Source organism: Rania fehmarnensis (assembly GCF_056494185.1).
Genome location: NZ_CM151398.1, coordinates 202950 through 222981 on the forward strand (window position 1 = coordinate 202950; position 20032 = coordinate 222981).

The following is a 20032-nucleotide window of genomic DNA, read 5'->3' on the forward strand; positions in this document are numbered from 1 at the left end:
GAAGACATCCACCAGGATGTTCTTCCGGGCTTCTTTTTTTTAGGCCGCCTTTTTTGTAGAGCGGCTGTCCCCAGCCGCTCCGAACCCGGCAAGTCGCATGGCTCTTGCGATCGTTATGCGAACTTCTTCTTACGGGTTAAGCGATGAAAGATCAGGCCAGCGATTAGCAACCCGGCGGTGCTCAACCAACGCGAGACAGTTTTCATCGAGATACTCTGCACCGTTATCTCAGTTGCACCTCGGGGAGTCGTGAAGAGATATTCGTCACCTCTCACGGGCAAATTCGTATCCAAGCTGGCCAGGTAACCGGGCGCGCCGCCGCCGCTGGCGGTAGCAAATTGATTGGCCACGTTGGGTGCATTGTTGGGAGCCATGTTGGGAAAGCTGCTCGGTGCATTGATCACGGCAGAGTTGAGCGCATCGTTGGTTTGCCGGGCCAGGGAGTCGACTGAGTTTTGCTGGAGTCGTTGCTGGTAACGATAGACCTGTGCCGTACGATCTTCCTGTTCCGCTTTGCTTTGGAGGACTATATCAAAGTTCGCTTCCGGAGTGGGACTTGGGGGTTGGGCGGGCGCTGGAGGGTCGGGCATCTTCTTCGCCGGTGGTGCCACGCCTCGGGTAACAATGCGATTGCCGTCGTCGACCGCTTTGGCTGTGGCGGCTTGTTGTGCAGTTGGGTCATTGAGTTGATTACCCGCTAACCATTCCGAATTGAACTTGACGTCTTGGCCCTCAGCAATCGTCACGCCGGCAAGATCTTGGAAGTTGGCATCCGCCGAGTTAGCGACGTTGAAGGAGCGCGAATTGGATTGCGATTGCACGCGCTGATTCAGCCGTAGGCGATTGGAGAATTCCACCGCAGTTGTTTGATTGGCATCGACGGGCTTATTGAGTTCCTTTTCAGCTTCGAACCACGCCGAGTAGTTCGAGGCTAGCGATTCGTCTAGATGTTCATTGGCTGTACCGCGACGCGATAGCGTTTGAAAGCTCTGGACTTCGCGTCCCAACTCTTTCAAGTTGCTCAATGCGCGCGCCTTGGAGAAATCGCCGCTGGAGGCGCGGCTGGCTAGTTGAGTCAGCTCCATTAACTGCTTGGTACGAAAGGAAACCCAGCCCGCCTGCAGTTCATCTTCGCTCTCGACTCGCGACATCGAGCCACCGAAGTTCCACCAGCGCATACCGGGTGGCAAACGCAAACGCACTTGTGAAAGTTCCACATTGATGTTGATCGTGCGCACGAGTGGGAATTGCGTGGTTCGCAGTCCACCGGGACGATTGACCTGGCCACCATACTTGATAACGATCGGAAAATCCAAATCGCCCGCAGCCGTCTTTACCAGTGGTAATCGTAAACGCTGGGGACCGCCCGCATTGGCTACTGTTCCTGCACTGGTTGCCGTGCTGATCATTGGCTTAACTGCTTCACCGGCCACGCTAGCGGTCCACAGTTGGGCGCCCTCGGGTAACTCGATTTCCAGGAACTGCTCGGTGCGGTTTTCCATCCGCAATTCCTGGCTAGCGCGATAGATGCCATTTTCGTCGACCACCATCAGGGTCTGGGCAATACCGATGCGCGCGCCGGCGGTTTCCACGGTTGCCCGATCTTTCGTGCTGTACGTAAGTTCAGGAGTCAGACTCTCTGTAGCCAGTTGGTTGACCACAAAGGCTTCGGTAGTTTTGCCGCCCAGCAAATTGGCCAGCACGTTCCATTGCGATTGTGAGCGCTGCAAGCGTTCCATAGAAACGGTTTTATCGATAATCATTTCATCACGCCCAGAATTCTCGAGCGTTACAAAGCGATGTTCGGTGATGCCGGTTTCGATTGTCGGTACGGGAGCAAGTTGACTATTGCCCTCGAGCAATCGATCATGCTCAAGGACTAACGAATACTGCCCCATGACTTCTTCTTGCAATTCAATCTGCAGTCGGACAGGTGAGCCAGCCTCGGTCGTGAGTGGTGTCCATGTTTGACTGCGAATCAGCGGGCCACGAACTTTGGTTCCCGAAAGCCAGGCGGGCACGACTACGGCAAGTCGGCGAATACCCGCGGTCCGAATTTGAAATTCGAAGTACAACGTTTCTTCAATCGCACGATCGGTCACTTTAACGTTACTCACCGAGAACGCTTTCACTTGCGGCGTGCGTTGAACAACGGCCAGCTGGCCGTCGTAAGTGGCATCTGCATAGTGAACCAGTGCCTGGGCCAACGGCCGATGTTGAGCGGCCAACCAGTTGTTGACGCTCCCCAACAATCCGGTTTCGCAGTTAATGAGATTGGCTGTGCGCACCGCATAGGCTGGATCGCAGGTGACCACGATGTCGCCGGCTTGCTGATCAACCTCATCGATGCTGATCTTAGGCAGCGGAACGGGTGGAATCGTGCCATCGGCCCCTGCAGTCAGACTTTGATCCAAGCGACCGCGCAGCACCAGTGGCAACGAACCGCTGGCTCCACTGGCCAGGTAGATATCGACGACCTGTGCATCGTCAACGATCGTGTGAGTCCATTCGTAGGGAATGGGCAGCGAAGGGGGTTCCAATTGCCAGGCGGCGGGCACACGCAATCGCAAGTGATAAATTGGTCGCTGCTGTATATCGAAAGTGAATTGCGATTCCAGAGCCGAATCCAGTTGTGACAGGCTCAATACGCTGCGGCCGTAAGCCCGCACGATCGAACGCGATTGCTGAACGTTTAACTGGTAAGTGTAGGGGACCTGCGAGAATTGAAACGCTTGGAATGTATCCAAGGGCAGGGGGCTGGCAGCAGAAGTTTGTCCCAGCCAGCCCTGGTTATCGGGAGTATCAATGCGGCTCAAGCCGCTCATGGTGCTGGAGCGGATATCCAATAGTCGGCTGCGCCGCACGGTCAATTCACCGCGTTGCAACATCGCGTCGGGAACTTGAATGTTGGGCACTGTGATCTGGCTGGCCTGAGCGTTGTCCGTCGCTTCGGCTACATCCTGATTGCGATACAAAAAGACTGTCAACGTTTCGCGCTGCGCAACGGCTGCGAGCAGATCGATCGTCAGTTGTTGATGGTCATCGATGCGCTCGACATTCCAGCCGCGCAAGTTAGAACCGACCACTTTTTCAACCAGGTAGTCGCCAGGCACAAGCAGCGAAAACGATTCGCGTCGCCCGCTGCGGAATTGGAAGTTGCCTTGCCAAATGAAATGCAGACCATCTTCTTGAACATCAAAGACAGCCTTGGAATCGACCGATAAACCTTGATCGACAGCGGTCTCGGCAATCTTCGTGCGCCATTGCCACTTTACCTGGCCATCGGTTCTCAGCGAAGTCTCGATCGTTTGGTTGGCGCTGTCGAGCTCATGCAGCTCGCGATCCCACAGATCGTACAGTCGCACTTCGCTGTCGGGTTGGCTGACCTTGATCGAGAGACTGGTGGCCGGCGCCGCAGGCAATTGGCCTTCCACGGCGCGCCAGCCGCCGCGTCGTTCCACTTTCAAACGTACGGTGATCGTGACTTGTTTGGTGCCCTTGCCGGTTAGATAGAGCAGCAGTACGCTCGTCTGAGGCAAATTGGGTTGTACGGCGACGGCAGCTTGTGGCGGCGCTTGAGCGGCCCCAGCAATTGGTTCTACCAATTGCACCTTGCCAGCTTGGCCGTCGACCAGCAAACTTTCTAATACACCGCCGCCCAGAGTTAGCGGTACAGTTACCGCGGCCTCAGCAAAAGTCTCAATGGCAAACGTGCCGCGTACGGTCAGCGTCTGGGCATCGTCGAGCGTAGTTTCATAACCAGCTGCGGACCATGCATAGGGAACGACCGGTGGCTTTCCAGTTTGGCTTTCCTCAGGATGCGCTGCTTGCCAAAGTCGCGTATACGTTTCATAAGGCACGAGTATCTTCTCGCTACCTAGAGCCGCTTGAGTTGTGGGCAATTCGCCCGCTGGATCATAAGGTACGACGATCGCATCGTGTGGAATGGCGATCGGAGTTTTATCAGGCAGCGCGTCGATCATGGCCGCCAGCTGCTCGAGGCTGGTGACGGCCGGCGGAGGCGGCATGGGCGATTGAGCTTGCGCATTAGCGCTGCAGGCTATGGTCGTTAGCGCCGCCATGAGACTGGTGATCACGGGCCGAACCAACGTAGGCGCTGGCTCCGCTCGCCTCTGGCGGCGCGCACGCACGCGGCTGGCCACGGCGGTACACATGGACACCAGCAGCAGAGCCAAACTGCCGGCTACTACTCCACCGACGACCGGTGCCAGTTCGCTTGTCCAGCCACTGGCTAGAGCAATCACATAGACTGCAATGACGCTCAAGACAGCGAAACGCAATCGCGCCCGCCAGCGTGATTCGATGAAGATCACTCCGATCAAGAACAGTCCCAAACCGCCCGCTGCTCCCAACCAACGCCAACGCACTTCGTTAACCAAAGTCATGTTGAGCATTGGATCGCCTCCCAAACTTGTGAAGGCAATCGACTTACCTAATTGAGTTACGGTTAGATCGATGTTCAAGCAGCGCAAGCCATCGAGCGCCCAAGTCTTGGGTTGGGCTGGTGCATTTGGACCAGCGGCACTTTGGCTAGTCTGTGCCTGTCCGCCCATGGGCGGCGGAAACGCAACTTGAGGCTGACTGGAAATTTCTACCGCTGCTTGAACGGGTGGTAGAGCTGGTACGCCATCTGTCTGCAGATCAGCCAACGGTCGATCAAATTCCATACCCTCGTCTAACATGGGTGCAATCAAGCCGCCAGGCAACTCGCGAGAGGCCGCAGACCGCGGGACACGCGCGGCGACCGCAGGTGATCGCTCGATGCGAGGTAACGCTGCACCCAGCGATGTGCCCAGCCTGGTCAGCCAAGGAGAAAGTTGAAAACCAACGGGCTGGTCCTCGGGTGAAACCACTACAGAACCGCCGGAGCGAACCAGTTTATAGCCTGTGGGCAAGTAGGTTTCCCAGCGCAAGTCGGCTATTGGAACTGGCTGTCGATCCGAATTGCGCTCGGCGCGTTGCCACACGGATGGCGCGCTCAAATGAATTTGACCTCGAAGCGTCAACGGACCAACGGCATGTTCGTAAACCACGCGCAAGTCTCGCAGTACATAGGCCGGGACTACGGGCAAGCCCACCACGATGCGATCATCTTGCCGTTCCGGTAGCGAGGGCGTGCCATCGACCATAATCGACCATAGCTGCGCACCGGCAGGGATTTCGATATCCAAGTATTGAGCCTTGGTGCGCAGTGAATACCTGGCCGCAGTTTGAGAAGTACCGTTGGTACCGATCAGAGATACCAATTCGGCGCGCTCGACAATGGTCGTGGGCAAACTGTGAATGGCTCGTCGCTGGGCTTGTAGCAACACCCGCATGGTACTGCCGATATAACTGTAGACGCCCAGCAAGCGCTTACCGGGTTGATACTCGGCATCGATCAACTCTCCCAAGTCCACGGTCCGCGGATGCTCGCTGACCGCGATATCCAGTTCGGAATGACCTTCGACGGCCACCAGGCCCGATTGATACTCAGTACCCAACGTTACGACATCGGGCAATTCCAGGCTAGCCAACTCACTCGCATTCAGCGGTTGCGTAAAGTCGATGGCCAATCGAAGGCGCCCGGTCTTCTTTTCAGCGAGTATGATCGTCCATTGGCGACGGCCGTCGAGCGTTTGACTGGATGATTCTTTGACCTGAGTATCACCCAGTCCGCGCACGGAAATTTCTGTAGGTGTGGAAGCAGGCAGCGTAAACTCAAGGCGCTGCGTGCGGGCTTGTTCGACATCGAAAAAGACTTCGTAGTGTGCCACCAGCGCATCGGGTGTTGTCTGTAAAAATGAAAACACTCGGCCCACTATCCGCGGTGTCTTGCGCGTGACCACCAGGCTACCTTGCCAAGTATCGGACGTATAACGCCAGGCTAGATCGACAGGCACATGCGCACAACCATACTGCACTTTCTCTTGATCGCTGATGACGATGAGCCCAGAAGTGTTCGTCGGTTGAACTTTCAAATCGTCCACCGCTCGCACTGCGATGGCCCCGCTTTGTTGCACCTGCTGGCTGCGCTCGAGTGCGACGTGAGGCAGCTGGAGAGCTTGCTCTTCCCAATCGTTCAACCAACCATCGGGTGTGATCGATGCTTGATAGGCGATTGACGTTGGCGTGTTGGGCACCAGACCTCCAGGTAGTCGAACGCGAACGCGTTGCTGGTTATCCGCTGTATGACGTTCATACTCCAGTTGTTGACCAGCGGCCGAAGTGAGTTTCACTAGCGACCAGCCTGCGGGCATCACCATGTCGAAGGCAAACAGTTTTTCCGACTCGGGTGTGAGCACTAAACTGCCATCGATATCCAAGCCGCGATCGCTGAGCGTGAGTACGGCGCTGGTGGCAACTTTAATGCGCGCCGGCGGACGCACAAAACTCGTGTTCAATTCGTATTGGCTCTCAGGCGCGTAGTAGGTAGCCAGTGGGCGAACTTTCGGCGTGCCCGGTTCGGTGGCCAACACACTCGGTGGCAGCGCCGAGGTGAGCACCTGGTTGTCGATAGCGATCAAGTCGTCGGATTGCAGCGGGCCACTGCTCAGTTGCTCTTCCAGCAAGATGCCGACGACCGAGGCGAAACCGGCAACACCCAGTGGTTCAATGCGCGGCATGTGCCAGTCGCTCAGTTCACTCTTGAGGCGATCCGCGCGCAATTGGATCACTACCTGGTCAGTAGCCAACTCGCGCAGTTTTACCAGTAGAACTCGCGAGTCTTGTGCGGCGGCGGCTGGTTCGTCGGCCTGCTGCATGCTCCAGCGGGCTAAGAGCGGTGTGGTGACCTGCGTGACTTCGTAGTCCGCCGGAATGCGAATGCGAAACTCATCAGCCGCGCCATGCAGCACCTGCATCGAGATCGTAGCGTGCAAGCGTTGGTACCCAGTGGTGACTTCGCTGATCATAACGCCGCGGGCCAACAGCGTCGTTTCATCGCGCAGGCGTTTATTGTTCAGCGACATGACCAGTTTCATTTGCTGGGCCGTGGGGAGCAGCTGAAAGTGCGTGGTTTGCGTGTCATCATCGACCCGCCGATTGATGATCGACGCGCCTGACTTCATCTCGACATTACCGGGCACCGTCAGCTGAAAGGTCGTCGAAGGTGGCGTGGGCAATTGAATCGACAGACTCTGTTGGGCGGCAGCCGTAGCCACAGGTGCCGTCAGTTCCAGGTGAAGTGTATGCACACCGCGTCCAGAGACGATCAGCTGAACCTGGCCATCGCCAGCCAGCCAGAGATGAGCTGGTTGTTCATCCAGTAGCGCTTGACGAATGCCAACGTTACTGAGTGTCAGAGGCAAAGCATGTAAACCTTCAGCCAAGACTTCGATCTTGAACTGACCGTCAATGATCGCGCGGCCGGCTTGCAATTCAGCTTCGTATTGAGCCGAGAGCAGGGCAGTCTCTTGAGGTAAGGCTTCGTCGGGAGTTTGTTTCGCGTTGCGTTTTAGTTCTGCCAGTTCATCGCGAGTCATGAACACGCGGCGTGTTTCACTGCCTAAAATGATCGATAGATCTTGATAGGGTACAAACAGTTCGCGCAAAGGCGGCTCTGCAGTTGCGTTGTCAATCTTGCTCTGCGCCACAGCGGTGGTGGCTAGAGAGCATCCACAGGCGATTGCACCAAGTATCCACAGGAATTTAACCATGGTGCTCACCTCCCTCCGAACGATCAGGTTGTTCCTCGAAGGTTGGCGAATCTTCCGGGACAGCCGGGCCGGAAGTTGGAGTCGCACTTGCGACCTCAGGTGCCGTTGAGTTGTTTGAACTAGTCGCGCGATCGGCCCAGGCGTAACCATAACCGCCGATCCAAACCAGCAAGACCACGGACATACCCGCTACTATTGGAAAGCTCATCAATTGTCCTGCTAGCGACGAGGCAAATATGCCAACCAAGATAAAGATCAACACTACGCTGGCGACCGCCACAACTTTCAGTTTCAACGGACTACGCAAGAGCAGAATGGCGATCAGGGCGAGCATGACCAATACGCCACCGGTCAACCAGCGCGCGTTGACAGTAACCAGCCGCAAGGATCCATCGGGTGGTGCTTCTGGCTTCAAGGTCGAAAAACTGTACAGCGTGCCATCACGCTGAAATGGCGGGCTGATGGCCGAGGCGATCCCTTCTTTGACCCAGGCTTCGAGTTTATCGTCGGAAGTTTGATTGACAGGAGACCAGATCAGAAATTGAGTGTTGATCCATTGCCACTGCTCGGTCCAAGGTCCCGTCCAGCCGATCAGCGCCTGTTCTTTAGGCAGGAACACGTTCTGGAAGACTCGCTGAGTGGCTGGATTATCTGGAAAGTGAGGAATGTCCAGCACGTCGTTGTGGTCGGCCAGCGTGTACCGCAGTTCCAGGACCAACGATTGATCGGGTTCAAAACCGGACATAGGAATGTACAGTTCGTCTTTATCGCCGCGTTCTAAACTAACGGGATTGCCATTGATGCGCGCCGGTTGTGCATCAAACGCAGCGCCTGTGGGCAATTGAACGGTCAGCCTTTGGTGTGCGCTGCGCAGGCGAAACAGTGCTTGAACGCCAACTTGACCACTGCGTGTCAGAACCGAACGCACTAAAGCACGTTCGATGCTCGTGTGTTTGATCTCTTCCAACTTGTAACGCGTGACGTTTAAGGTCAGCGTCCAATCGTCATGAAACTCAAAGGCTCGCGCCGCATTGGCAACTGGTGCTTCGGGCATGACGTCGTGATGAGGATCGATGGGACGCACTCCAACCAGTTGTCCACTGGGTTGGACGTCGATGGCTTCGGCCTTGGAGACGACAATCTGTCCCCATGAGCGATCGATACCGCGCGGCTTGAGAAACGGCAGGCTGACTTCCAGACTTTTGCCGACAGCCAACTCATCGAGCGGTTGTTCCCAAGTGAGCGTGATGACTTGCTGGCCAATCATTTCGCTCTGACCGGTTAGGTTCCAAGCGATGTAGCCAGTGTCGACATCGGCAGGCGGCGGAGTGATGATCGATTCGCGGACGTTGGCCGTTTCATTGGTGATCTCGTCGGCCAGGGCAGCCGGTACATCGATGCGCAGCGAATCAACGCCGCTGAAAAGAATGTCGTAGACGAAATGAGCTTGAAACCGCACCACGCCCGCATCGACTCTGGCCAGCAGTCGCTGTTTGGCTGTGATAAAAGGTTTGCGGCGTTCGACAGCCAGGGTCCCCGAAATCGGTTGATCCGAGAAAGCAAAGGCGACTGCCAGATGACGATTGGGAAACCGCACGTCGGGCAGACTAGCGTTAGGATCTTGAGTCACTTCACTGAGCGAAACGGGTCGCAGGCCATTGGTCGATTGCGGATTGATGCGCAGACTCTCTGGCGCGTACAGCAACAGTTGACCACTGACGCGAGTGATAAAGTCCTGGTTGGCTTTGGGCACGACCAAGGGCAAGCTTGCGGGTGCGCCTGTGGGTGAAAGGAGATTGGGATCGGACAACTTCTGTTCGAGGCGAACCTCCAAGGCTACTTTACCGATGGCTTTCTTACTTAGGTTGACTATCAAGTGATTAGGCCGAGTGGTGTCGAGATGATACGAATCGACTTGGACCGCCTGCGCATCTCCCCAGTTCACGCCCTGGACATCACGAATCGTAAAGTCTGCAGGCAGATCGAACTCCAATTGAAAGATGCCCGCTTCAGCGATCTCATAGATGGCGCGCATGTCGATGGCCATCAGGTCGGGACGTAACTGCGTCGTGACCAATTGATTGACGGTGATTCTGGGTTGCACCTTGACCATGCTCAAGCGCAGATCGAAGGGCAGGGCGGCATAGCGATAGGCAAACGTCCAGGGTTGAGTGGCTAGCTGGGGCGGCAGTTCGGCGGTGTCGAGTTGGGTCAAACCAGTGCGCGTGGTTACCTCGGCGCGGAGTACGGGATCGACGTTGACCACGAAGGTGCCTTGCTGGCGGCCCACGTCGAGGGCGCTAATGGTCGGCGCTTCAATATTGCTTAGCGTCGACGACTCGATGATCTTCTCCAGCTCGATGGCTACGGTTTGCTGCGTGGTGGCCGGTTCGAATAGTTCGATGGTGATGCGCTGTTTGTCATCCACGGCGGCAACTTGCCACTTGCGCACGTTGGCATCAAAGACGTTGACAATCTTGTGATCGGCAGGAACATCGATCGAGAGTTGACCGAGCGTGGAGCGACTGATGTCATAGCGCACGCTTGCGCGCGTGCGTAGGCTCGTTTCGCTGACAAAGAGTTCCTGGGTTACTTGCGTCGTGGCTAGCGCGGTCATGCCGCTGGCGCCTTCGGACTTGGGAGTCCAGTCGATAATGACTTTCGGAGCAGCTCCGACCAAGGCTAGCAGAACGGATTCTTCTGGCGTTGGCTGTGGCGTGGAAGGTTCACCGGATGTTTCGCTGGTATTGTCCGAATCGGCCGGCTTGTCTGGTGCATCGGTGGCCGCGATGTAGGGCTGAACATTGATCTTGACACCCGGCTGAGCAATGGAGATGCGCCAGCGATTGACCGGCGCGGCCGGAGCATCGATTTCAACGCGATTTTGTCCTGGCGACTTGGTAAAGGCCTTGGCGTATTCGAGTTTGAGTTTCAGCGATTGTGGATGGGCATCGGCGTGTTGAATGAGCAATTGGTAACCACCGCCCGGTGCGGGCGTGACGCAAGCCGGTTGATTGTCGATAGTGGCTTGTTGCAAGGCCACGTCACCCAGTCGCAACGGAATTTGCAACCAACCTTTTTTCAAGAGCTCAATGGTCAACGTGGCCTGAACGCGCACAACATCTTGTTCGATGGCCGCCACACTATCGATCTCCGAGATAAGGGCATCGACCGGCGAGCCCTGTTCGAGCGTCGTGGTGGGCTTGGCATGGGCTGCGTCCCACAGTTGCCGAAACTCTCCGTAAGGCAAAAAGACTCCGCGGCCTTCTTTTTCAAATACTTCGCGCAGCCGAGTGTAAGGGATGTAAACCGTCTGCTCCGACTGAGCAGTTTGAGGTGGGGATGGGTCCGTTGACGGGGGCGGCGACTCTTGAGCTGGCAAGATCGTAACGAGTGAAAGCCAGCAAATTAGCAACCATAGGCAACCTGGGGAGAAGAGCCGAGAGCGCATGTCACGTGCCTTAGGGGGGAATTGGAAAGCGACCATATTCTCATACGGTTCCACGAAATAGACGCGCCGCCTAGTCAGGCAGTTTCCGAATCCACCTGTTTTTACAAACCTTTTGCAAAGTCCGGTTTAAAACGCAGAGAGGCGCAGAGAATCGCAGAGAAGACCGTTGGAAGTTTGGGGCGTTCACACTCGAAATGCTTGACGCATTCCGCTACGGGCTGCGTTGCGGCAGGGTGCGGCACTCTGGCGTTAAATGCCATTGACCCCGAGGGGCGATTCTTCGTACGGTTCGCGGTGGAACCCGTGCCCGCAATTGAACGACTCCTTGTTTACGAAGCCCAGTGTTTTTCGCAATCGCTCGACCACAGCCGACCATTCTGCGCGCCAAGCCTTGGGCTGGCTGGCTGATGGTGTGCCTATGGTGCGTTGTTGGCTCAGGCTGCGCTAGCGAAAAGTTCTTGATTCGGCGCGACACGCCAGCCAATCCGCTGGCCCTGCAATTGCAACTGACGAACAAGCGTGGCCCGCAGCTAAGTCCACGCACGCTTACGCTCTTGCGCAAATACGATCTGCTGGAACTGTACGAGACCAATACCGTTACTTGTTTGGAGCGCATGCAGGAGCTGACCAGCGTTGAGCCCACGGGTGATCTGGTCTACGGTTTGTCGGAGCTGGCTTATATAGCCGGAGTCCGAGCCGAAAAAGAAAAAGATGTAGCCAACGCACTCGATATGTATGGAGTAGCCGTCAGCAACGCGTACATGTACTTGTTTGCCTCGGAGTTCGATCCGATACGCAATCCTTATGATCCCCAGTTTCGCGGCGCCTGCGATTTGTATAACACTTCGCTGGAAGCGACTCTGCGACTGGTCAATGCCAAAGGCGAATTGCATCCGGGTAAGAGCTACGCAGTTACCACTGGCAAACAGACTTACGAAGTGGCAACGGTGGTTAAGGGCAAGTGGCGTGAAGAGGATTTTGACCACTTTGAATTTGTCAGCGAGTTTAAGCTGTCTGAGAAACTCGATCTTACCGGTACGACCTATGGACTGGGCGTGCCGTTGATCGCGGTGCGTCGTGAGCAGTCAGCCGACGATCCGCGCGAAAAGTATTATCCGGATGGACTCAGCTTTCCAGTAACCGCGCTGCTGCGCGTAGTGCGGCAACAGCCCGGCCAGCGCCATCAAGCCAACAATCGGCATCACTGCGTCCTGGAACTGCATGATCCGTTGGCTGCTTCGGATATTCAGTTGGCCCAGCGCCTGGTGCCGTTGCAGACTGACTTAAGTACTTCGCTGGCCTTTTTTCTCGATAGTCCCCAGTTTCGCGAGAACACTAACGCAACCAAGGGACTACTTAATCCCGCGGCCAAGCAGAACAACCGCGGCATCTACATGTTGGAGCCCTACGACCCGAATCGAATTCCTGTGTTGATGGTGCATGGACTGTGGTCCAATCCAATGACTTGGATGCCCATGTTCAACGATCTGCGCAGCTTCCCAGAGCTGCGCAAGAACTATCAGTTTTGGTTCTATTATTATCCCAGCGGTCAACCGTTTTGGCTGAGCGCAACACAATTGCGCAGCGACCTGGCGGAACTGCGTGAACGTCTTGATAGTGATCGACGTTATCCAGCCCTGGATCAAATGGTGCTAGTGGGCCACAGCATGGGTGGCCTGGTCAGCCGCATGCAGACGATCGAAAGCGGGCAAGAGTTCTGGCGCATCATGAGCGACAAGCCTTTCGAAGAGATCAAGGGTGATCCAGAGAACTTGGAGAAGCTTTCGCGCGAACTCTTCTTCCGTCCCAACCCGTCGATCAAGCGAGTCGTCACGATTGGCACTCCGCATCGCGGCAGCGCTTATTCGAACGATACGACCCGCTGGTTGGGCAAGCAGATTATCAAACTGCCGACCATGATGATCTCGGCCAGTCAGACATTGGTGCGTGAAAATCCGGGTGCGTTCCGCAGTACCGAATTGTTGACAGCCAATACGGCTATCGATTCACTCAGTCCTGATTCGCCTGTGTTCCCGGTGATGTTACGAGCGCCGCGAGCATCGTGGGTTACCTATCACAATATTGTTGGCCAGGTTCCCAATCGAGGTCTGTTCAGCGATGGTGGAGCCGATGGCGATGGTGTGGTCGATGTAACCAGCGCCCATATGGATGACGTAGTCAGCGAGATCGTGGTCCAGGCGGATCATCAGAACATCCATAATCAACCCAAGGCGATTTTAGAAGTCCGCCGCATCCTGCTCGAACATCTCGATCACTTGCGGAGCCACGAGCAAGTGGCCGAGCGTTTGGATGGTACGACTCCGCAGCGCATCTCCAATTCTGAATCGACCACTCATGTGCCAATGGTGCAGATTTCCACTGGCACGGTGTCGAGAAGTACAGGCCCGCGGGGCACGGTCTTCAGCGGCATGCGTGGGGGACCACCGGAGCCGCGTTCGCCCGATTCATGGTGGTTGCCCAAGTGGTTAGGCGAAGGCAGTAACTACAGCGGCGCAAGCGCGGGCCAATCGCAGCAATCGATGCAAGAGCTAGTCCAAGGCACACCGCAACCGGCCACGCCTAAACCAATTCGACAAGTGCCTTGGCTAAAAGCTCAGGCGCTAAGCGAAAGTAGTAGTCGTCGCTAGGCCCCATCGAGCTTGTCCCATCGAGCTTGTCCCGGTGGACGATGACTGATTGGCTGGGTCGCTGAACCCTAGCCCACCAGTCGGCCCCATCGAGCTTGTCTCGGTGGACCGATGACTGATTAGCTAGGTCGCTGGCCCTTAGCCCACCAGTCGCGCTTCCACCGACGCGAGGTCGGTTGAGAGCAGTAACCAAACGTCGCGTGAAATTAGCGTGGCGTTTCTTTGGTCAACGAGCAGGCTTGTGTGATCGTCATGCCGCTGGAGAAGCGGGCGACGCCCCATGAGTTTTGGTTGACCGGTACCGTCACGGTTACGGTAACCGTTTCGCCAACGGTAGCCAGCGACGCTGAGACTCCGTTGCTGACGCCGACGGCCGTCATCAATCGCATGGCTTCGTCGGTGGCTTCACTACTGGAGTTACCAGGAATGATCGCCTTGCGCGCGCCTTCATAAGCGGCGTTGGCAGCTGAGTGGCGTATGAAGTTCAGTCGCGTCATCTCCACGGTGCCTAAGAACAGCGTGAAGATGACCGGCACGACAAAGGCGAACTCAACGGTCGTCGCCCCGCATCGCGAGGCCTGGCGGCGCGGGCGTCCGGAGCGATTGGAACTGCGTTGGAGCTTGAACATAAACATGATGGCGACGTTTGATAAGAGGGCGAATCTTACTCGGTTAATACCACGGGCAGCGAGCGTGCGATTTCGATAAAGGCGTTTCGCAGTTGCTCTTCATTCTGCGTCCCGTAGTACTTACCGCCACAGGTGTCTGCAATGGTCTGCAGCGCTTCCTGGTCCGCAGTAAGCATGGAGATGCAGTGGACAATCATACCTCGCGCTCGGGCATCGTAAGCGGCCATCACCGGATCGCGACCAACATTCCATTCACCGTCGGTTAGCAATATGATGACTTTGTTGGCAAAGCGGTTATTGTTGGCGCTGTCGAGCGATTGGACGGCCATATCTAGCCCGGCGGCCAGGTTGGTGCTACCCATGATGACGGAGTCACTGCGGGCAGCCACCGCTGCGCGTACCGAATTGGCGTTGTCGTCCCAGCTGTAGCCCTCGCGACTAGGTAGGGCGAAGTCAATCTCTGCATCTGGATAGTAGGTATAGGGTGAGATGGGCATCATATATTCGGAACCCCAGGTCACTACCGAAGTCCGTGGTTGGCCATTGGGCGAACTCGATTCACTCAAGAACACGTCGATCGACCGCGCCAGCGCTGCCCAGCGACTGTCCACCGGGTGCGGTGGGGAAAGCATGTTGCGCCACTCGGCACCCCAAGTGGTGAAACTCGACAAACGCGGATTGTCGGGTGGGAATACCCAGTCAACACCACTCATGTCGAAGTTCATCGAACCGGAGCGGTCCAGGCACAAACAAACTTCAACCTCTTGCTGACCAGCAGTAGCTTCGTAAGTTGGTGCAAAGTTGTTCTGTCCCAGTACACGACCGAAGAACAAGGGCACGCCGCCGCCTTCCGTCTGACCGTCACCGGCCTCGGCCACAACCTTAACAGCGTTCAGCGGCAAGTGGTTTTCACGGAATTGCCACTTGCCAGCCGCGTTCATTTTGACTCGCCCGACCATCACGTCATCGGCACTCAGTCTCAATGCGCGTCCACCAACTCGATTGGTGGCTGCATATCGGACTGCCTCGTCCTTGGCAGTGCAAGTATCCTGAGTTCTCGACAAGGCCTCAGCGCCAGCCTTGGCGGCTGCGTCAGTAGCAGCGCGCAACTCAGTGCGCACTAGCTGCATGTAAGCGTAGTCAACCGTAATGGCGGCAGTGACCACAAATACGAACATCATCACAGTAATCAGCATCGCGGCTGCTCCACGTCGATCGGCGTACCGACCGGTGAAACGTTTCCCGGATGCAAAGGAGCGGAAGCCACGGGGCATGTGGTTCATGATGCTCTTTCGCTTTTCTCTGACCGGTAAGAGTCAGACAAAGATGAGGGGACTTTAGCTGTATCCGTTCGTCAGGGGCTTATTGTCGAACCATCGTGGTTTGACATTGCAACGATCGACCAGTGAACATTCGCAGGGGCCCATATTGGGCACCACCGTTGGATGAAGTGACGGCTACACTCAACATCGTTCCGCGGGGTGTGATCGGAGTGACGGTCAGTGCTGTACCGCCGGTGGTTGTGTAAGCCACGTTGTAGCTGGTTACATTGCGCGCTGCCAAGACTTCGCGAATGCGATTGTCCGCTTGCGCTTGTGTAGCTCCAGGTCGAGTAGCGATGCGAGCACCTTCATAGGCTGCAATCGACAAGGACTGTTTCATGAAGACCATGTTCGATAACTCGATCGAACCAAATGCCAACAGAATCAACAGCGGCAAGAGCAATGCCGTCTCGACAGCAGCTGCGGCGCGGCGATGGAGTGGGCGAACTCGCCTGTTTTGCAGACGCATTCGCGATCGACTTGGGTTGCGATGTGCGATGGTGAACATGACAGCATTTCGGTAAAGGGGCATTAACGTCTCTCAAACCTAGGTCACCAAAGCACCGCTGGGTGCCCAAGTTATGGGGTTTCATGCGCTGACGAGCTCTTTACCACGCAAGAGATTGTCGGTTGTATGGGTTGTAGGGTCATGCGGCCCAGCCGAACGCTCCAGCCAGCTTATAATGCAAACCATCGCCCTGATGAATTCCCACCCACGGAGGTCCTCGGACATGTTCTCAAGTTCCATATCAAAGGGTCACCACGCGCCCCGCCGCCGCTTGCTGGGGGCTATTGCGGCTAGCCTGGCCGGTGCGATCGTATGCACGGCCCTGCCGGCCTTCGGTCAAACCAGTTCGACCGACAGCCTGCCGGCTCTCCAACTACGGCCCGCTCAGCCTTTGATCGTGCTCGGTGGTGTCGAACCCCTGCAAGTCACACCCGCTCAGCCCACCGGCATCTTGACTACCGCCCCGCAGCCTCAGCAGGTGATCGTGCCAGAACCGCCCGCAGCCGAAAATCGCTCCAACCCCTATCGGCCACCGCAAATTCACCAAGAGCGCCCACCCCGACCCAGGCAAGTGCAGGGCCAACAACTGCGCGACAATCATCTTGGCGATAACCCTCGATACCAGCCCCAGCCTGAACCTGGTCACGACGATCATCCACGCCATGAAGCCGATCACCCACGACCACCAGGGCTTGGTCCACATGGTCAAGGTCCGCATGGTCAAGGTCCGCATGGTCAAGGTCACGATCCGCACGGGCCCATGCAGCCTGCACCTGGACCAGCAGTGGAAGAACAACTGCGCTTTGCCGAACGCATTCTCGAGTCACCGCTGATCAGACGCTTTCTAGAGCTATCTGAAGAAAACGCTCAGTTGCGAGCGCAGTTGGAACTTCATGAGCGATTGGCCGAACGCGAACGCCAAGCATCACCGCCGCCCACGGATCGGCACGTAGAGCAGGAACTGCAGCGGATGAAGGAACGCTTCGAAGTCGAACGTCACGAAATTGCCGCCCGAGCCAAGCTAGAGAAACAGGAACTGCTCGCCCAAATCAAACGCCTTGAAGAGAAACTTCAGCAGGTCAGCGGCAAGCCCGACAGAAATAAACGAGCCAAAGAGCGCGATGAAGACGATCGCCAAGAGGATGATGACTCGAAACTCAAACAGCGCGAAGAATGAGCTTTGCCGGATGTAGAGCAGCTATCCTCAGCTGCTCAGAACCCTCTAACCCGAGTCTCTTCAAACCAATAGGTCAACATTACAGGCATACGACTTGCCGGGTGCAGAGCGGCTGGGGACAGCCGCTCTACTGCCAGCGCTGCATGGCGGTTGGCAGTGGGTACTCGGTTACCGGCGGCCGCTCACGCATGGCATCGAGCTGGCAGAGTCTATGATAGGCGTCGGTCACTTGACGGACGCGAGCCTCTACAAAGCTTGGGTCCAGATGTGCTCGATCAAACTCAGGGTTGACAACAGCCGTGGGAGGCTGGAAGGTCGGGACTTCAATAAACTGAGCCAGGCTGGGCAAGCAGGTGATGTGGACTTCGCGCCGCGTGTGTAAGGTTTCCGGATCGATCCAGCCAAGGATGAACTGCAAGTACAGACCGCTGTCGCGAAGGTTTTCTACATCTCCTCCGCATACTTCACACAAGTAGCCTTCTTCGCACTTGGCCATAATACAACCAACGCCTGCTTAACTGTTCAGTCCCAAGACATCGAACATCGAGTAGATGCCAGGCTTTTTGCCCACCAGGAACTTGGCCGCCGCCAGGGCACCTTGCGCATAACAATCGCGACTGGAGGCTGCCACGCGCAGTTCAATCGTTTCGCCTAACATGCCGAAGATGATCGTGTGTTGACCGGGATCATCGCCAGTGCGAACCGCGTGATATCCAATCTCTTCCCGTGTGCGCGCACCGACTTGGCCTTCACGGCCGTGCACATGTTTGCTAATGCCGAGTTGATCAGCGATCAATTGGCCGAATTTGAGCGCGGTGCCGCTGGGACTGTCTTCTTTGTAGCGATGATGCCGCTCGATGATTTCGATGTCGACTCCTTGCGGTACATCCTTGAGTGCACGCGCGGCTTGTTCGGCCAGCCGCATCGTCAAGTTAACGGCTAGCGACATGTTAGGTGCCCAGCAAATGGGAATCTTCTTGCCGCTTTGATGAATGGCCGAAATCTGTTGATCGCTCAAACCGGTGGTCGCAATCACCAGTGGAATCAACTGCGCGGTGCAATGATCCAAGGCGGCCGATGCACCTTCGGATGAAGAGAAGTCGATGGCCACATCCAGCCGCGCTGGCCACTGAGCCACAATGGCGATGCCCAGCGGAGCAACTCCAGCTACGACACCAGCATCTTGCCCCAAGGCGGGGTGAGCCGGATTTTCGATTGCTGCCGACACGCTGAGCTTAGGATCTTGACTGCCCAGTGCGACCAGGCGCCGACCCATGCGGCCGCCTGCTCCATGAATTGCCACCTTTACCGAGCTCATCTGCACATTGACCTGTTGAAGTTACGATTACCGACCCAGCCATGATGTTGACTGAGGATATCGTAAACCAATTCAAACAGTTGTGCAGGGTGGTGGATAAGTTTGAAAGTGTGAAGCGGCTACGACTATCGCACAAAGCCGGTCAAAAACGGCGATCGAATGTTTGCGTGGTGACCTAAGGTGTCGGGCAGCTGGCGATACTTCCCAGGGACACAACCCAGACCTACCGCGAACTAAGGGAATTGCCATGAAAGCGATATTGTCCAAAGCCATGCAAGCAGCCGATGATTACGTAATCAGCCTGGATTACTTAGACGCTCATGGCATCCTTACCCGCCGCATCGTTAGTCCCATTCGCTTTATGCCCGGCGAACGATTTTTGGGGCTGTGTCTGTGCCGAGAGGAACCACGGCAGTTTGCCTTGGCGCGGTGCAGCAATGTGCGGTTGTGCCGGGCGGCGGACTTTCTGATGCCCGTCCCCGTGGTCACGCTGTCGATGCCTGTTCCCTGTGCGGTTGCCTAGTTACCAGTGCATGACGAAGCCGCCGTCGACGTTGATGGCCTGACCGGTAATGTTGCGGGCTTTCGAAGAGATCAGAAACGCAATCGTGGCAGCAATATCGGCCGGCGTTTGCCACTGACGCAGTGGAATGACTTTGCTGACCTTCTCACCAGCCCACTCTTCATAACTGCGCCGCGCTTCGGGCGGCTGCTGGTCATGCCAAGCTTGCCACACGCTGCGATTGAGATCGGTTTGCACCATGCCGGGGTTGACGATGTTGACGCGCACACCATGCGGAGCCAAATCTTTGGCCATGCACTGCATAAAGTTGATATTGGCTGCTTTGCTGGCGCTGTAGGGCGGGTCGGTTTGCGAACCGATCTGCCCAGCCACCGAACCCAGTAGAGTGATCGTGCCACTGCTTTGCGCGATCATTACCGGTGCAATTGCATGTGCGATGTTGGCAGTGCCCAGCACGTTGACTTCGATGACATGCCGCCAATCGGCCGGAGTCAGATTGGTAAACGGAAAGCCGAACTTGCCCGAGCCAATGGCTGCGGCCAGGACCAGGTGATCAATGCGCTGAAAGTTGTGGAGCGTTTGCGCGACAGCCGCAATGCAACCCTCGGCATCCACGATGTCGACGCGCTGCGCGCTGCAGCGACCGGCGTATTGCTCATCCAGTTGGGCAGCGACCTGGCTCACCTCAGCTGCGAAGTCCCACAGTTCAACGCGGGCTCCTTCTTCCAACAGCTGTGTGGCCGTCGCCAGACCAATACCCCGCGCACCACCGACGATCACTGCCATTTGATCTCGTAA

At 56.5% G+C, this 20032-nt stretch carries 11 protein-coding genes; 3 read left to right on the forward strand and 8 right to left on the reverse strand.

The annotated features are described in order from the left end of the window. Positions 1 to 113: 113 nt before the first annotated feature. The gene (locus SH573x_RS00705) at positions 114 to 7658 is read right to left on the reverse strand and encodes a hypothetical protein (RefSeq protein ID WP_479352369.1); all 7545 of its coding nucleotides are present in this window, start codon (positions 7656 to 7658) and stop codon (positions 114 to 116) included. After that, the gene (locus tag SH573x_RS00710; protein WP_479352370.1) at positions 7651 to 11040 is read right to left on the reverse strand and encodes a hypothetical protein; all 3390 of its coding nucleotides are present in this window, start codon (positions 11038 to 11040) and stop codon (positions 7651 to 7653) included. Before SH573x_RS00710 ends, SH573x_RS00705 begins: the two co-directional genes overlap by 8 nt. 410 nt (positions 11041 to 11450) lie before the next feature. Between SH573x_RS00710 and SH573x_RS00715 the strand changes: the two genes are divergently transcribed. After that, positions 11451 to 13757 (forward strand): esterase/lipase family protein, encoded by a 2307-nt coding sequence (locus SH573x_RS00715; RefSeq protein ID WP_479352371.1) that lies wholly within the window; start codon positions 11451 to 11453, stop codon positions 13755 to 13757. Positions 13758 to 13963: 206 nt separating this feature from the next. Here SH573x_RS00715 and SH573x_RS00720 read toward each other — a convergent pair whose 3' ends face one another. The 3 genes from SH573x_RS00720 to SH573x_RS00730 all read right to left on the reverse strand — a co-directional run bounded on the left by SH573x_RS00720 (position 13964) and on the right by SH573x_RS00730 (position 16240). Beyond that, entirely contained in the window at positions 13964 to 14392 is a 429-nt protein-coding gene (locus SH573x_RS00720; protein WP_479352372.1) for a TadE/TadG family type IV pilus assembly protein, read from the reverse strand. Positions 14393 to 14421: 29 nt separating this feature from the next. Further along, positions 14422 to 15669, reverse strand: a complete 1248-nt coding sequence (locus SH573x_RS00725; protein WP_479352373.1) for a vWA domain-containing protein — start codon at positions 15667 to 15669, stop codon at positions 14422 to 14424. A gap of 79 nt (positions 15670 to 15748) precedes the next feature. Next, complete coding sequence (locus tag SH573x_RS00730) at positions 15749 to 16240, reverse strand: TadE/TadG family type IV pilus assembly protein (protein WP_479352374.1); 492 nt, start codon at positions 16238 to 16240, stop codon at positions 15749 to 15751. A gap of 199 nt (positions 16241 to 16439) precedes the next feature. Here SH573x_RS00730 and SH573x_RS00735 point away from each other — a divergent pair, with 199 nt between their 5' ends. Then, positions 16440 to 17393 carry a hypothetical protein gene (locus SH573x_RS00735; RefSeq protein ID WP_479352375.1) on the forward strand — a complete coding sequence of 318 codons (954 nt, stop codon included), beginning with the start codon at positions 16440 to 16442 and terminating at the stop codon, positions 17391 to 17393. A gap of 127 nt (positions 17394 to 17520) precedes the next feature. On the opposite strand, the gene SH573x_RS00740 is transcribed toward SH573x_RS00735, so the two are convergent. After that, the gene (locus SH573x_RS00740; protein ID WP_479352376.1) at positions 17521 to 17889 is read right to left on the reverse strand and encodes a hypothetical protein; all 369 of its coding nucleotides are present in this window, start codon (positions 17887 to 17889) and stop codon (positions 17521 to 17523) included. 18 nt (positions 17890 to 17907) lie between these two features. Then, complete coding sequence (gene dapB, locus SH573x_RS00745; RefSeq protein WP_479352377.1) at positions 17908 to 18711, reverse strand: 4-hydroxy-tetrahydrodipicolinate reductase; 804 nt, start codon at positions 18709 to 18711, stop codon at positions 17908 to 17910. A 247-nt stretch (positions 18712 to 18958) separates the two neighbouring features. Between dapB and SH573x_RS00750 the strand changes: the two genes are divergently transcribed. Further along, entirely contained in the window at positions 18959 to 19234 is a 276-nt protein-coding gene (locus SH573x_RS00750; RefSeq protein WP_479352378.1) for a hypothetical protein, read from the forward strand. Here the strand turns inward: SH573x_RS00750 and SH573x_RS00755 are convergent, their stop codons facing one another. After that, positions 19235 to 20020, reverse strand: a complete 786-nt coding sequence (locus SH573x_RS00755; RefSeq protein WP_479352379.1) for an SDR family NAD(P)-dependent oxidoreductase — start codon at positions 20018 to 20020, stop codon at positions 19235 to 19237. Between the last annotated feature and the right edge of the window lie 12 nt (positions 20021 to 20032).